This is a genomic window from Actinomycetota bacterium (assembly GCA_030684515.1).
Taxonomy (GTDB): Bacteria; Actinomycetota; Actinomycetes; order S36-B12; family S36-B12; genus UBA11398.
This window is the reverse complement of the sequence record JAUXVJ010000016.1, coordinates 81,723-96,303: the sequence shown is the minus strand read 5'-3', so window position 1 is coordinate 96,303 and position 14,581 is coordinate 81,723. Positions and strand designations below refer to the sequence as shown.

Genomic DNA, 14,581 nt, shown 5'->3' with positions numbered 1-14,581 from the left:
TGTATTAGCCCCGAACAGTCCGGGTGACCTTGGCGTGGTCGATTTCTTCATCGGCCACAGCGCCAACTGGCTCATCGTTGACCAAGAGGTGACCCGCATGCGTGGTGAACTCACGCTTGAAGGCCGCCATCGCGGTTTCCAGAACCGAAACCGTGTCGTCCGAGAGATCAGTGGTGGTCCGAATGGCATCGAACACACCTGGCTGCGCACGGTCGATGTACTCCAGGAACTCCTTGTCGAAGCGGCGAATGTCCTCGACAGGAACCTCATCGAGCTGGCCCGTGGTGCCGGCCCATACGGACACGACTTCGCGCTCCATCGACTGCGGTGCGTACTGCGGCTGCTTGAGCAGTTCGACCAAGCGTGATCCGCGACCAAGCTGGGCCTTTGACGTGGCGTCAAGGTCGGAGCCGAAAGCGGCGAAGGCCTCAAGCTCACGGAACTGAGCCAGATCCAGACGAAGACGACCGGCAACCTTGCGCATCGCCTTGGGCTGAGCTGAGCCGCCCACGCGCGACACCGAGATGCCGACGTTGATTGCCGGACGAACACCGGAGTTGAAGAGGTCAGACTCCAAGAAGCACTGACCATCGGTGATCGAGATGACGTTGGTCGGGATATAGGCCGAGACGTCATTTGCCTTGGTCTCGATGATCGGAAGACCAGTCATCGAGCCGCCACCGAGCTCTTCGGACAGCTTGGCGCAGCGCTCAAGGAGACGGCTGTGCAAGTAGAAGACGTCACCGGGGTACGCCTCGCGGCCCGGTGGGCGACGAAGGAGCAGGGAAACGGCGCGGTAGGCCTCAGCCTGCTTGGAGAGGTCATCAAAGACGATGAGGACGTTCTTGCCCTGGTACATCCAGTGCTGGCCGATCGCCGAACCGGTGTACGGAGCCAGGTACTTGAAGCCGGCAGGGTCAGAGGCTGGTGAGGCGACGATCGTTGTGTACTCAAGAGCGCCGTACTCCTCAAGAGCGCCCTTGACCGAGGCGATGGTGGAGCCCTTCTGGCCGATCGCCACGTAGATGCACCGCACCTGCTTCTTGGGATCTCCGGTCAGCCAGGCCTCACGCTGATTCAAGATGGTGTCCAGGCAGACCGCCGTCTTGCCGGTCTGGCGGTCACCGATGATCAGCTGACGCTGGCCGCGGCCAATGGCGGTCATGGCATCGATTGCCTTGATGCCAGTGAGCAGCGGCTCCTTCACCGGCTGGCGCTGCACAACCGAGGGTGCCTGAATCTCCAGGGCACGACGGCCTTCAGCTTCGATCGGGCCAAGGCCATCGATCGGCATGCCAAGGGGATCGACAACGCGACCCATGAAGCCATCACCGATCGGCACGGACAGCACTTCGCCGGTGCGGCGCACTGCTTGACCTTCTTCGATCTTGGAGCCATCACCCAGCAGCACCACACCGATTTCACGAATGTCCAGGTTCAAGGCCAGACCAAGAAGGCCGCCCTCGAACTCCAACAACTCGTTGGTCATCGCTGAGTGGAGACCCTCCACGCGTGCGATGCCGTCACCAGTTTCGATGACACGACCAACTTCTTCTCGGGCGGTTGCGGGCGAGTACGCCGCGACGTTCCGCTCGATCGCATCCCGGATTTCTTCCGGTCGGATCGTCAGCTCCGTCATGGTGACCTTTCTTTCTCGCACCCACGTGTGTGGGAGGCGCCTTGAACTGCTTGGTTTTGGTCTGTTATCCGAGTACGACTCGGCGGGCTTGCTCGAGCTTGGCTGCGATGGTGCCATCAATGACCTCATCGCCAACCTTGACGTACACGCCGCCGAGGACCGAGGGGTCCACAGCGACATTGAGTCGAACTGTGCGTCCATTGATGCGGCTCAGCGCATCGGCAAGACGACGGGTGTGATCAGCATCCAGCGGACGGGCAACGCGCACCTCAGCGACAACGCGATCGCGCTGACGAGCAGCCAGATCGCAGAGGTGCTCGATGACCGAATCGATGCGTCGACCGTGCAGGTGGCCAACCGTGTAGGCCAGCACCTGCTCGGTGGCCGCGGTGGCGCGGCCAGCAAGGAGATCGCGCACGATGGATGCCTTGGTATCTGCAGGTGACGACGGATCAGTCAGTGCCATCTGCAGAGTTGAGGACTCATCGATAGCGCGTCCGAACAGGAAGATCTCCTCTTCGGTGGCATCAAGTTGGCCGTTGGTGTCGGCGACGCCAAATGCCGCCTGCGTGGCGAGTTCCTCGATTGCCAGTACCAGATCCTGGTCGGTCGACCAGCGGTCGCCAATGATCTGGATGAGGACTTCGGTTGCCAGTGCGCTCACGCGGGAGGAGAAGACCTCAGTCGCCAAGGCAACTCGAGACTGCTCCGACTGACCGGAGTCAGCCAACGCATTGCGCAGCAGCTTCTCGCGTCCAAGCAGGTCAGCAACGGAGAACAACTCCTGTGCCAAGAGGTCAAAGCCCGGGCTTGTGCGCCGTGCTTCAAGGACCTCAACCTGATGGCTCATCGAGCCGCGACTGGCACCAAGCATCAGCGTGCCGCCTGCTGCTCGAGGTCAGCGATGAAGTCTTCGACAGTCTGGCGAACGCGGGCATCCTCATCCAAGGATGTGCCCACGACCTTGCCAGCCAGTCCGACGGCGAGCTCGCCAACCTGACGTGTCAGTGACGCGGTTGCCTGAGCGCGCTCGGCAGCGATCTGTGCCTCAGCATTTGCTGTGACAGTTGCTGCGGCCGTGCGAGCCTCATTGCGAGCCTCTTCGATGATCGCGGTGCGGTCAGCCTGTGCCTGGGTGCGAATGGCCGAGGCCTCTTCGCGGGCCGAGGCAAGATGCTCCTTGTATTCCTCAAGGACAGTGGCTGCCTGCGCCTGTGCCTCTTCAGCGCGAAGAATGCCGCCTTCGATGGTGTCGCTGCGCTCGTCGAGCATCTTCTTGATGGAAGGAAGAGCCAGCTTGGCCAGCACACCGAACACGACGAAGAAGGCGATGAGCCCAATGATGAGTTCATCAATAGGCACCGCCAGCACAGACGGCATCTCTTCACCCTCGGTTGCGGCGAGGACTGCAGCAAAGATGTGTGTCACGAGTTAACCCCTTCAGGTTCCTGCACGTGAATCGCGGAGACTGGGATTAGACGCCGTAGACGAACGGAGCCACGAAGCCGATCAGGGCAAGTGCCTCAGCAAGGGCGAAGCCCAAGATCATGTTCTGACGAATGACGCCATAGGCCTCAGGCTGGCGGGCAATTGCCTGCACACCTTGACCGAAGATGATGCCAATGCCAACGCCTGGGCCAATGGCTGCGAGGCCATAGCCGATCGAACCGATGGAGCCGGTGACTTCCGCGAGAAGCGACATGTCGTTTCCTTTACTTTGCCTGGCCGACGGTCGTTCCGCCGGTCTGGGGTCTGGGGTAGTAGGGCATCTTCAGTTGTAGTCGAGCAAATATCTGTCGTGCGTCTCAGTGCTCAGCACGCAAGGCGCCGCTGATGTAGACCGCGGTGAGTAGCGTGAAGATATATGCCTGCAGCCCTTGGATCAGCGCTTCGAAGGCAGTCAGGGCGATGGCGACAACAAATGACGCTGCCGAACCAAGGATGCCCACCACGCTCGCGCTGATCAGATAGAAGGCAGCGATGCTGAAGGTGGCGATCAGAAGGTGGCCAGCGAACATGTTGGCAAACAGACGGATGGCGTGTGTGGCGGGACGGACGAGGATGTTGGAGAGAAACTCCAGCGGAGCCAGCAGTACGTACATGGCCTTGGGCACGCCCGGCGGGAACATCATGGCCTTGAAGAAGCCGACGAAGCCCTGGCGGTAGATGCCCAGTGGCACCCAGGTCAGGTACACGATGATGGCGAAGGCCACTGGAATGGCGAAGGTTGAGGTGGCCGGAATCTGAAGGAACGGAACGATGCCCGCGAAGTTCAGCATCCAGATGAAGAAGAAGAGCGTGAACAGGAAGGGCACGAACTTGTCGCCCTCCTTGCCCATGGTCTCGCGGGCAATGCCATCACGAATGAAGGTGTAGCCGAGCTCGCCGACATTCTGGGCGCCACGCGGCACCAACTTGGGCTTGCGGAAGGCGTAGGTGAAGAAGCCCATCACAACGATTGCCATGATGGCGATGACGATGCTCACCTTGCTGATGTTCACTTCCAAGGCACCGATGCTGAATGTCAGCACAGCATCGAACTGGAAGATCTCTGCACCAGGCGCGGGGAAACCACACCCGGACATCAAGTGACAATCAAGACCACCAGAGGCGATCACGACTTCAGCTGACAAGGAATTCCTCCAAGAAGGTCACGATGATGACTTCCGCTTCATTTCTTCGGAAATCTTTTTGTTCTCCGCTTTCAATCCACCAAAGATGAGAACGAAGGACAAACCAAGCCCGAGCAAGGCCCCGGTTGCCATGAGCAAGGGCGCATGTCCGATCCACAGGGACAACAACCAGCCCAAACCGGTATACAGAAGCAGGCCGGAGGCGATGCGACTGGTGATTGTCCATGCAGTATCGGCCATATCTCTTGACTCGTCCAACGAGACAGACCGGTTTCTAGCGGTCGAACCGTACCATCCATTTGACGGTGGAAACCGTCTGGGGGCAGAGGTTAATTTCGCGACTTCATCTTGACTTGCGAAGCCTGATTCTGAGCTCATGGGCCAGTCCCGGGCTCGACGTACAAAACCCTCGAGCGTGACCACAGCACAACCTCGGCCAGGGTCCAGGTGATCGTGCAGATCACGACAACAAGGGCGAAGACCTTGGTATTGAACAAGGTGGTGTTCGCGAAGGCGATGATCAGCACAAACAGGACGCCGATCTTCACTACGTAAGTCAACAAGGCGATCGACAGGGCGATCTGAGGATGGGCGCGCAGGGCCCAGTTCAGGACAAGATTGCCAATTCCGAAGAACAACAGCACCAGGACCGTGGCCACGAGGGCACCGATGAGGCCATCCTTGCCACGGAAGATGCCGGCCAAGACGATCGAAACAAGGCCGACGACCAAGGTTGCCAATCCGGCTGTGCGCAGCACAGGAACTTCGCTGGCAGACGGCACGCAGTGGACGCTAGCGCAAAGTTCCAGTCCGTAGTTGGTTCGAGGAGGTGGCTTTGCTCACGCTTGGACGCTTGACCGCCCAGATCAGCAGGCCCAGACCCAGTGCGCCGCCCGCCAAGGCATAGCCAACTGGGACAAATGCGACAGCCACCGCGGTTCCGGCGATCAGACCGGTCCATGCGTACATCAGCAGCACCGCCCGCTGCTGGGAGTGCCCCATCTCCAGGAGTCGATGGTGCAGGTGCTGCTTGTCCGGAGCAAAGGGGTTGCGCCCGGCCCGAGTGCGTCGGATGACGGCCATTACAAGGTCGACCAGCGGGATGGCCATGACGGCCAAGGGAATGAGCAGCGGCAGCAAAGTGGGCAGCAGCGCTGGTCCGGCCACCACGCTCGGGTCGATCTGACCGGTCAGGGTGATGGTTGCCGCCGCCAACAGCAGACCCAGCAGCATCGAACCGGTATCGCCCATGAAAATGCGTGCTCGGAAGGTGTTGTGCGGCAGGAAGCCCACGCACATGCCGACCAAGAGGACCGAGACGAGGGTGGCCAAGGTTGCCCTGGCGATGCCAAGCTCGACAGATAGCAAGTATGAGTAGGCAAAGAACGCTCCAGCTGCCACCGCGACAATGCCAGCAGCCAGGCCGTCAAGTCCATCAACGAAATTGATGGCATTGATACTGACCAACACGATGAGCACGGTGAGCAGCACGCTGGTCACCGGATCCACGACGAAGGTTCCGCCAAAGGGAAGCCAGATCACTGAAATGCCCTGAAGTGCCATCAAGCCAGCTGCGAGCACTTGTCCGGCCAGTTTGATTGGCGCGTCCAGGCCCCATTTGTCATCCACGATTCCCAGCAGCACGATCACCGTCGCGGCTGAAAGCAGAGCAAATGGTGTGTCGGCCTGACCGAAGACCGAACCCATCTTGGGCAGCTTGCTGGCAAGAAGCAGGCCAGTCATCAAGCCCAGGAACATGGCCAAACCACCGAGCCGTGGCGTGGACTCAGCGTGCACATCGCGATCCCGTACCTCAGCTATCACCTTGAATCGCACTGCGATCCGCTCGACCACTGGGGTGGTCAAGTACGTCACCGCGGCGGCGGCGAGCAGGCACAGGAGGTATTCGCGCAAGTTATGGCCGCGGGTAGGCCGGGAACTTGGCGACCAGCTCGGACACCTGCGCCGCGATGTCAGCAGTCTTGAGCCCGTCGACATCGCGAACTACCTGTCCGATGACGGATGCAATGACTTCCATCTCGGGAACACCCATGCCTTGAGTGGTGACCGCCGGTGTGCCTACTCGGATTCCGGAGGCAACAGCTGGCGGCTGGGGGTCATAGGGAATCGCGTTCTTGTTCAAGGTGATGCGGGCCGCGTCGCAGCGCGTCTCAGCATCGGCACCCGTGACATCCAGGCCTTGAAGATCGATGAGCGCCAGATGGGTGTCGGTACCACCACTGACAGGACGCATCCCTTCATCTGCCAGGCCCGCCGCAAGTGCCTGAGCATTCGCGATGACCTGCTTGGCGTATGCGGCGTACTCCGGTGTAGCCGCCTCTTTCAGCGCTACTGCCTTGCCGGCGACGGCGTGCATCAAGGGGCCGCCTTGCATCATCGGGAAGACGGCCTTGTCGATCGCGGCAGCGTGCTCAGCCCGGCAAAGGATCATGCCGCCGCGGGGTCCGCGCAGCACCTTGTGCGTGGTGAAGGTCACGACGTCTGCGAAGGGCACCGGACTTGGAATCGCCTTGCCGGCGACCAGTCCGATGAAGTGCGCCGCATCGACCATGAGGATCGCGCCAACCTCGTCAGCTATGGATCGGAACGCTTCGAAGTCGATGAGGCGCGGGTAGGCCGTTGCGCCGCAGATGATCATGCGGGGCTTGTGCTGAATGGCCAGCGCACGCACCTCGTCGTAGTCAATGACTTCAGTGTCCTGACGGACGCCATAGGAGACGATGTTGAACCACTTGCCGGAGAAATTGACCTTTGAGCCGTGAGTCAGGTGCCCGCCGTGCGGCAGGCTCATCGCCAGCACAGTGTCGCCGGGCTTGGCGAACGCGCCATAGACAGCGATATTTGCGCTGGCACCACTGTGCGGCTGCAAGTTCGCGTGATCAGCGCCGAACAGCTCCTTGGCACGGGCGATGCCGATGTTCTCGGCAACATCAACCTCTGCGCAGCCGCCGTAGTAGCGCTTGCCTGGGTAGCCCTCTGCATACTTGTTGCTCAGAGTTGAGCCGAGCGCAGCCAAGACTGCAGGAGAGGTGAAGTTCTCACTCGCGATGAGCTGCAATCCGCCACGCAGACGCTCCAGCTCGGCCAACAGCACATGGGCGATCTCGGGATCCTCAGCCGCGAGTGCGTTGAAATCTGGGCCCCAGAAGGGTGTGGTGGTCATGAAACTCCTCGTGAAGATGAAAGTCCCACTCTACGCAAAGCCAGACCAGAGGCTGCCCAGGAACATCAGCCAAATCAGCCGCTAGTGCGGTTCGGCAGGGATTCCGGGGGCGACTTGCTGGAGCTGGACGATGCTCAGTGAGCCTTGGCGCACCACTTTTGGATCCAAGCCAGACATATCGAGCACGGTGCTGGGCAAGTCCGCGGCTTGGAGCTCACCGGCATCCACTGCAAGTGCGGCACATTCGCCCAATTGCTCCATCACGGCTTCGACGCTGAGCGGGGCGGGCAGACCTGGCGTATTCGCTGTTGTCACGACCAACGGACCACATCTGACAAGTACCGCCAGGATCACTGGGTGCAAGGGCATACGGACAGCGATTGGAAGATCCGGCGAGAGATCCCAGGCCAAGGTCGGCTGCGGTCTCAGCAGCAAAGTCAACGGACCTGGCCAGAAGGCCTGCATCAGTGCATTGACCGGCGGTGTGACACCAGCGGCAATCCCCGCGACAGTCGCCGCGCTTGGGACCATCAAGGACAGCGGCGAATCATGGGACTGCCCCTTGGCTGCGCGCAAGGCTGCAACACCTCGAGACGAAAAGGGATCCGTCACCAGCGCGTAAGCCGACTCCGTGGGAAGCAGTACAAGATCCCCACGCTTCACCGCGCTGACCGCTGCATTGATTGCTCGCACGCGATCTGGTCCCGTGGCGCTGGCAAGGATGAGCATGGCTACTTGGCTCGTCGAGCAATCGTGAATCTGGGCAGCCCATTGAGATCGATGCGATCTGAAACGTCAGTCCACACCGGAGTTCCCAATGCGAGCCCCGTGATTGCAGCCACTTCATAGTCAGCAGCCATTGCCTTTGCCACACCGGGCACTCCTCGCAGACCCGCGTCAGCTCCCTGCACGTCGGCATGCTCGATCACCAGCAGTCCGCCAGGTGACAAGAGCATTGCTGCGGTCTTCAGCACATCTCGAACGACGTTCAAACCATCTTCGCCGCCGTAGAGCGCAATCTTCGGCTCGTGATCTCGCACTTCAATCTCACGCGGAATCATGGAGTCGGGGATATATGGAGGATTGCTGACGACTACTGCAACCTGCCCGAGCAGTCGAGCAAGCGGTCGTTCGCGATCGGCCACGGTCGCTGCGTCATCTTGAATGACCTCAACCCTTGAGCCGTTGGCTGCGAGGGCATCGACATAGGCGTCCACATTGCGCCGAGTCCACACCAGAGCATCACTGGAGAGTTCAACTGCATGCACCCGCGAATTGTCGACTTCCATGCCAAGTGAGATCGCGATAGCCCCGCTGCCGCTGCAAAGGTCGACCGCTATGCGCGAGCCGATGGGTTGGCTCTGCAATTCACGAATCGCAGCTTCGGTCACGAGCTCTGTTTCGGGCCGCGGAATGAACACGCCAGGACCTACCGCGACTTCGATGCGACGAAACCCCGTTGAGCCGAGCAGGTGCTGCAAAGGCACCCGAGACAGTCGCTGAGTCATCAGCTTCTCGATCTGCACCCGCTGGTCAGAATCCACTGAGTCCTGCAGGATCAGGCGATTGCGCTGAATACCCAAGGCGAAGGCGACAATCTGCCCAGCGTCGACTGAGGGTGATGGAACTCCAGCGGCGGTGAGCCGTCGTTCTGCGTCAAAGAGCACGTCGCGAATTGACTCGCGACCCCCGGTTGTGTGAACCGAGTCGAAACTCACTTGCCGCCGCCTATTGCCAACTTCGCTGCATTGTCGGCGTCGATGCAGGCCTGAATCACGGCGTCGATATCTCCGTCAAGAATCTGATCCAGGTTGTGAGACTTGAATCCGACGCGGTGGTCGTTCAATCGATTCTCGGGGTAGTTATAGGTGCGGATGCGCTCACTGCGATCAACGGTGCGGACCTGTGAACGACGAACGTCGGATGCATCCTTGGCAGCAGCCTCTTCCGCGGCAGCCAGCAGGCGTGCTCGCAGAATGCGCATAGCCGACTCCTTGTTCTGCAGCTGACTCTTCTCGTTCTGACAGGAGACCACAACCCCCGTCGGAAGGTGGGTAATGCGCACGGCGCTGTCGGTCGTGTTGACGCTCTGCCCACCCGGGCCTGAGGAGCGATACACATCGATGCGCAGATCACTCGCGTCAATCTCAACTTCCACATCTTCAGCTTCAGGCAGCACGAGCACTCCCGCGGCCGAGGTATGGATGCGTCCCTGAGACTCTGTTGCCGGAACCCGCTGCACGCGGTGAACGCCACCTTCGAACTTCAGACGGGCAAAAGGCGCCTCACCCGGCTGGGGAATGCCGCGGGTCTTTACTGCGATGGCAACATCCTTGTAACCACCAAGATCTGACTCGACGGCTTCGATGACCTCAGTGGCCCAACCTCGACGCTCGGCATAGCGCAGATACATGCGGGCCAGATCTCCAGCGAACAATGCGGATTCCTCGCCGCCCTCCCCCGACTTGATCTCAAGGATGACGTCCTTGTCATCCATCGGGTCCCGCGGAAGCAGCAAGGTGGTCAGGTACTCCGCAGCCACCTGCTCACTTGCCAGCAATTGCGGCAGTTCAAGAGCAAAGGCCTCGTCATCGGCTGCCAGTTCTGTGGCAGCCACGACATCATCATGCAGGGCAGACCAGTCTCGATATGCAGCAACGACGGGTCCGAGCTCGGCAAAACGCCGGCCAAGATTTCGGGCCAGGGTTTGATCACCATGGACCGCTGGATCAGACAGCCGTAGTTCGAGCTCGCCGTACTCCTTCACGAGCTCGGCACAGGCTTCAAACACGACGGCGTCCTCCAAGTAGCGGTAAATGAATCCGGGCGCCGGTCTGGGGTCGACCGCGCGACGGGGGAGACACGCGGTCGACCCCAGGCCGGCGCCCGGGGTCGAAAACTAGTTGCTCTCGTCCTTCTTGCCGAAGCGCTTCTCGAAGCGAGCCACTCGGCCGCCAGTGTCGAGGATCTTCTGCTTTCCGGTGTAGAAGGGATGGCACTGCGAGCAGACGTCTGCGTGAATCTGGCCGCTCTTGGCCGTACTGCGGGTGACGAAGGTCTCGCCGCAGGTGCAGGTCACGGTCGTGACGACGTACTCGGGGTGAACGTCAGGCTTCATGGAGCTCTCCTTGTGATGTCCCGGGTCGGCACCCACGATGGCGGGGCCGTGAACCGGGTCGATGAAATTATGCCATTGGCTCCGCTGTTCAGGAAATTGCCGAACGCCGGGCTCTAGGGCTAGTCGTCCTCGCCGGCCAATCCGCCCGAGCCAGGTGTGGTCTTTTGAATCTGCATCATGAACTCGTAGTTCGTCTTGTTCTCACGCAGCTTGGAGAGCAGGAGCTCAATTGACTGCTGCTGATCAAGGGCATGAAGAACGCGGCGAAGCTTCCAGACAACCTTGAGCTCATCTGGCGCCATGAGCAGCTCTTCCTTGCGGGTACCCGAAGCGTCAACATCGACTGCAGGGAAAACGCGCTTGTCAGCCAGGCGGCGATCCAGCTTGAGCTCCATGTTGCCGGTGCCCTTGAACTCTTCGAAGATGACCTCGTCCATTCGCGAGCCGGTCTCAACGAGCGCCGTTGCCAAGATGGTGAGCGAGCCGCCATTCTCGACGTTGCGTGCTGCGCCGAAGAACTTCTTGGGCGGGTAGAGCGCTGTGGAATCCACACCACCAGAAAGGATTCGGCCCGAGGCTGGCGCTGACAGGTTGTACGCGCGTCCAAGACGGGTCATGGAGTCCAGCAGCACGACGACGTCGTGACCGAGTTCGACCAAACGCTTGGCTCTTTCGATTGCGAGCTCAGCGATGATCGTGTGGTCCTCGGCTGGTCGGTCGAAGGTGGAGGCGATCACCTCACCCTTGATCGAGCGCTGCATGTCGGTGACTTCTTCAGGACGCTCATCAACCAGCACAACCATCAGGTGTACCTCAGGATTGTTCTCAGTGATGGAGTTCGCGATCGATTGCAGCACCATCGTCTTGCCGGCCTTGGGGGGCGACACGATGAGTCCGCGCTGGCCTTTGCCGATCGGCGCGACGAGATCGATGACGCGTGCCGTGAGGTTTGAGGCGTCGGTCTCAAGTCGCAGCCGCTCCTGGGGGTACAGGGGGGTCAGTTTGGAGAATTCTGGACGGTTCTTAAGAGAATCCAGATCGCCGCCATTGACGGTGTCGATACGCACGAGCGGGTTGAACTTCTCGCGACGATCACCTTCGCGGGGCTGCTTGGTTGCGCCGGTGAGGGCATCACCCTTGCGCAGGCCGTGCTTGCGCACCATCGAAAGAGAGACGTAGAGATCGTTCGGGCCGGGGAGATAGCCGCCAGTGCGAAGGAAGGCATAGTTCTCAAGGACGTCCAGAATGCCGGCTACTGGTACGAGCACATCGTCTTCGCCGACCTCAATGTCAGCTTCGCTGTAGCCGTTGCGGCGATCAGCATTGTTGCTATTGCTGTTGTTGCCGTTGTTACCGCCACCGTTGTTGTTGCGTGGGCGATCACGGAAGCGCTCGCGGCCGCGTCGGCGGTTGCGTGAGCCATCAGCATCCCGGTCACCGCCACGGTCATTGTCCTCACGGGGACGATCCTCGCGGGGGGCGCGATCTTCACGCGGACGGTCCTGACGGGGCGCGCGATCTTCACGCGGACGGTCATTGCGAGGCTCTCGATCACGCTGTTCACGTGGCTCACGTGGCTCACGTGGCTCGCGGGGCTCGCGGTCGTCACGGGGCTCACGCGATTCGCGCGGAGTCTCCTCGGTGGGGCGATCAGAGTCGCCGTTCTTGGAGCTTTGGGTGGGCTGGCTTGCCTGCTCACTAGAGCGGCGGTTGGCGCCTTGGCGATCGGCGATCGCAGCGACGAGGTCGCCCTTTCGCATGCCACTGGCTCCGGAGATGCCCATTTGGTTGGCCATTGCCTTGAGTTCTGGCAAGAGCATTGAAGAGAGGCTGTCTCCACGCGGCTTGCGCGTGGTTGCCGTTGTTTCAGTCACGAATTGAAATTCCTTTGACTCGTAAGAAACCCCAGTTATGACCCGTACAGGTAGTTGTCCGGATTCACAGGTAAGAAGCGTTGCGCTGTGCGGGGAAAACGTCAGCTGACTTCTGCGACGCTGGAGTTGAATCCGAGTGTAGCACTCATGCGCCTCAGGCTTGCTTCGCTGGGTCCACATGCGCGCCGAGTGCTGCGACCGGCTGCCGATCCACTCGCCAATTGTCGCCTGCGGCAAGCCGCACTGCATCGAGCTGGTCTGCGCTTGCAAGTACCAGCACCGTCGGTCCGGCGCCCGAGATGACCGCGGCCAGGCCATCAGCGCGCAGCCGGTCGATCAAGTCCATGGAGGGCTCATACATCGAACGCCGGGACTCCTGATGAAGTCGATCCGCAGTGGCTTCCAGCAACAGACGTGGATCGGTGGTGATCGCCTGAACAAACAAGGCGGCGCGGGCAATATTGAATGAGGCATCGACGCGAGAAACCATTGCAGGCAAAGCACTTCTCGCTTCGGACGTCGGAACTTTGAAGTCAGGGACAGCGATGATCGGCTGGATGCTCGGGTGTGCGTCTCGACGAACAAACTGAGCAATGCCGTCGCTCATCCAGGCAGTAGTGAACCCGCCGAACAGTGCGGCCGCCAGATTGTCCGGGTGGGGTTCAAGTTCCAGCGCCAGTTGCAAGAGGTCGTGATCGGTCAGCAACGACTCCCCTGCGGAGTGCAGTCCCCGAGCCATCACCAAGCCACCGATGATGGCTGCAGCCGAAGATCCCAGGCCGCGGCCATGCGGGATGACATTGGTGCAGCGCAGAACAAATCCGGTGGGGCGGGCATCCATGGCGGCAAATCCCAGTGCCATCGCCCGTGCGACCAGGTGCGAGGAGTCCAAGGCGACCTCGCCCAGGCCTTCTCCTTCGACCTCGATGAGGACGCCCTTGTCCTCAGAGACCATTGCTGTCAGGGAGTCATACAGACCCAGAGCAAGTCCAAGGCTGTCAAAGCCCGGCCCAAGATTGGCCGAGGTCGCTGGGACTCGGACCCGAACCGGACCACTTCGCCAGGCACTCATCAGTCAACCAAGCCCAGCGCCTGCGCAGCAGCCTGGGCATTTGCTGGCACCACGACGGGATCCTTTGCGCCTTGCATAGCCCAATGCGGATCCTTCAGCCCATTGCCAGTGAGGGTGCAGACGATCAATTGCCCTGCATCGAGCAAGCCCGCGGCGTGCATCTTGATCAGACCGGCGACACTGGCCGCACTGGCTGGCTCACAGAACAAGCCTTCCTTGCTTGCGAGCAGGTGGTAGGCCGACAGGATTTCTTCGTCAGTGACCGAGTCGATGACTCCCCCAGACTCATCACGTGCAGCGATGGCATGCTGCCACGAAGCCGGGTTGCCGATGCGAATAGCCGTGGCAATCGTTTCAGGATGCAAGATGGGCATGCCCAGAACAAGTGGAGCGGCCCCGGCGGCCTGGAATCCCCACATGCGAGGGGTGGCCGAGGCGATGCCGTCCTTCGCGTACTCGCAGTAGCCCTTCCAATATGCCGTGATGTTGCCCGCGTTGCCCACCGGCAGGCAGTGGATGTCAGGAGCACGCTCAAGCAGATCGACAATTTCAAATGCAGCGGTCTTCTGACCCTCAATGCGCGCCGGGTTGACGCTGTTGACGAGCGCCACCGGGTAGTTGTCCGAAAGCGAACGCGCCAGAGTCAGGCAGTCATCGAAGTTGCCCTCGACTTGCAGCAGGGTCGCACCGTGCACGATCGCCTGTGCGAGCTTGCCCATGGCAATCTTGCCTTCGGGCACCAGCACAGCACAGGCCATGCCGGCTTTCACCGCATACGCGGTCGCACTGGCACTCGTGTTGCCCGTGGAAGCGCAGATGACCGCTTTGGCGCCCTCTTCTGCAGCCTTGGAGATCGCCACGGTCATGCCGCGGTCCTTGAACGATCCAGTGGGATTGGCTCCCTCGTACTTCAACCAGACATCGCAGCCCAGAAGCTCGCTCAATACGCCCGCCTGCACTAGTGGGGTGCCGCCCTCGCGCAAAGTGATGACTGGGGTGTTCGCCGTGACCGGCAATCGGTCGCGATATTCCTCGATGAGTCCTCGCCATTGATGTGCCAC

At 60.7% G+C, this 14,581-nt stretch carries 16 protein-coding genes; all 16 read right to left on the bottom strand.

Going from position 1 to position 14,581, the window contains the following annotated elements:
• Window positions 1-4 precede the first annotated feature (4 nt).
• On the bottom strand, window positions 5-1,639 hold the full coding sequence (atpA, locus tag Q8M73_06955) for a F0F1 ATP synthase subunit alpha (GenBank protein ID MDP2288289.1): 1,635 nt from the start codon (window positions 1,637-1,639) through the stop codon (window positions 5-7).
• A 64-nt stretch (window positions 1,640-1,703) separates the two neighbouring features.
• A complete protein-coding gene (locus Q8M73_06950; GenBank protein MDP2288288.1) occupies window positions 1,704-2,513 on the bottom strand; it encodes a F0F1 ATP synthase subunit delta in 810 nt (269 codons plus the stop codon).
• Window positions 2,513-3,058: a F0F1 ATP synthase subunit B gene (locus Q8M73_06945; GenBank protein MDP2288287.1), complete on the bottom strand. Its 546-nt coding sequence runs from the start codon at window positions 3,056-3,058 to the stop codon at window positions 2,513-2,515. Before Q8M73_06945 ends, Q8M73_06950 begins: the two co-directional genes overlap by 1 nt.
• Window positions 3,059-3,113: 55 nt before the next feature.
• Window positions 3,114-3,341 (bottom strand): ATP synthase F0 subunit C, encoded by a 228-nt coding sequence (gene atpE, locus Q8M73_06940; GenBank protein ID MDP2288286.1) that lies wholly within the window; start codon window positions 3,339-3,341, stop codon window positions 3,114-3,116.
• A gap of 103 nt (window positions 3,342-3,444) precedes the next feature.
• Window positions 3,445-4,272 (bottom strand): F0F1 ATP synthase subunit A, encoded by an 828-nt coding sequence (gene atpB / locus Q8M73_06935; GenBank protein MDP2288285.1) that lies wholly within the window; start codon window positions 4,270-4,272, stop codon window positions 3,445-3,447.
• An 18-nt stretch (window positions 4,273-4,290) separates the two neighbouring features.
• A complete protein-coding gene (locus tag Q8M73_06930; GenBank protein MDP2288284.1) occupies window positions 4,291-4,512 on the bottom strand; it encodes a hypothetical protein in 222 nt (73 codons plus the stop codon).
• Window positions 4,513-4,646: 134 nt separating this feature from the next.
• Window positions 4,647-5,054, bottom strand: a complete 408-nt coding sequence (locus Q8M73_06925; GenBank protein MDP2288283.1) for a hypothetical protein — start codon at window positions 5,052-5,054, stop codon at window positions 4,647-4,649.
• Window positions 5,055-5,064: 10 nt separating this feature from the next.
• Entirely contained in the window at window positions 5,065-6,186 is a 1,122-nt protein-coding gene (locus tag Q8M73_06920; GenBank protein MDP2288282.1) for an MraY family glycosyltransferase, read from the bottom strand.
• A 1-nt stretch (window position 6,187) separates the two neighbouring features.
• Complete coding sequence (gene glyA / locus Q8M73_06915) at window positions 6,188-7,456, bottom strand: serine hydroxymethyltransferase (GenBank protein ID MDP2288281.1); 1,269 nt, start codon at window positions 7,454-7,456, stop codon at window positions 6,188-6,190.
• An 81-nt stretch (window positions 7,457-7,537) separates the two neighbouring features.
• Window positions 7,538-8,185, bottom strand: a complete 648-nt coding sequence (locus tag Q8M73_06910) for an L-threonylcarbamoyladenylate synthase (GenBank protein MDP2288280.1) — start codon at window positions 8,183-8,185, stop codon at window positions 7,538-7,540.
• Between the two features lie 2 nt (window positions 8,186-8,187).
• Window positions 8,188-9,174, bottom strand: coding sequence for a HemK/PrmC family methyltransferase (locus tag Q8M73_06905; GenBank protein ID MDP2288279.1), 987 nt, complete (start codon window positions 9,172-9,174; stop codon window positions 8,188-8,190).
• Window positions 9,171-10,247, bottom strand: coding sequence for a peptide chain release factor 1 (gene prfA / locus Q8M73_06900; protein MDP2288278.1), 1,077 nt, complete (start codon window positions 10,245-10,247; stop codon window positions 9,171-9,173). Before prfA ends, Q8M73_06905 begins: the two co-directional genes overlap by 4 nt.
• A gap of 108 nt (window positions 10,248-10,355) precedes the next feature.
• The gene (gene rpmE, locus Q8M73_06895) at window positions 10,356-10,574 is read right to left on the bottom strand and encodes a 50S ribosomal protein L31 (protein ID MDP2288277.1); all 219 of its coding nucleotides are present in this window, start codon (window positions 10,572-10,574) and stop codon (window positions 10,356-10,358) included.
• Between the two features lie 119 nt (window positions 10,575-10,693).
• Window positions 10,694-12,448, bottom strand: coding sequence for a transcription termination factor Rho (rho, locus tag Q8M73_06890; protein ID MDP2288276.1), 1,755 nt, complete (start codon window positions 12,446-12,448; stop codon window positions 10,694-10,696).
• Between the two features lie 154 nt (window positions 12,449-12,602).
• Window positions 12,603-13,520 (bottom strand): homoserine kinase, encoded by a 918-nt coding sequence (thrB, locus tag Q8M73_06885; GenBank protein MDP2288275.1) that lies wholly within the window; start codon window positions 13,518-13,520, stop codon window positions 12,603-12,605.
• Window positions 13,520-14,581, bottom strand: a complete 1,062-nt coding sequence (gene thrC, locus Q8M73_06880) for a threonine synthase (protein MDP2288274.1) — start codon at window positions 14,579-14,581, stop codon at window positions 13,520-13,522. Before thrC ends, thrB begins: the two co-directional genes overlap by 1 nt.

What these genes read in the sequence shown, in the direction of transcription:
- atpA (MDP2288289.1), bottom strand. Translation starts at nt 1,639, where the DNA reads ATGACGGAGCTGACGATCCGACCGGAAGAAATCCGGGATGCGATCGAG.
- Q8M73_06950 (MDP2288288.1), bottom strand. Translation starts at nt 2,513, where the DNA reads ATGCTTGGTGCCAGTCGCGGCTCGATGAGCCATCAGGTTGAGGTCCTT.
- atpE (MDP2288286.1), bottom strand. Translation starts at nt 3,341, where the DNA reads ATGTCGCTTCTCGCGGAAGTCACCGGCTCCATCGGTTCGATCGGCTAT.
- Q8M73_06930 (MDP2288284.1), bottom strand. Translation starts at nt 4,512, where the DNA reads ATGGCCGATACTGCATGGACAATCACCAGTCGCATCGCCTCCGGCCTG.
- glyA (MDP2288281.1), bottom strand. Translation starts at nt 7,456, where the DNA reads ATGACCACCACACCCTTCTGGGGCCCAGATTTCAACGCACTCGCGGCT.
- Q8M73_06910 (MDP2288280.1), bottom strand. Translation starts at nt 8,185, where the DNA reads ATGCTCATCCTTGCCAGCGCCACGGGACCAGATCGCGTGCGAGCAATC.
- rpmE (MDP2288277.1), bottom strand. Translation starts at nt 10,574, where the DNA reads ATGAAGCCTGACGTTCACCCCGAGTACGTCGTCACGACCGTGACCTGC.
- thrB (MDP2288275.1), bottom strand. Translation starts at nt 13,520, where the DNA reads ATGAGTGCCTGGCGAAGTGGTCCGGTTCGGGTCCGAGTCCCAGCGACC.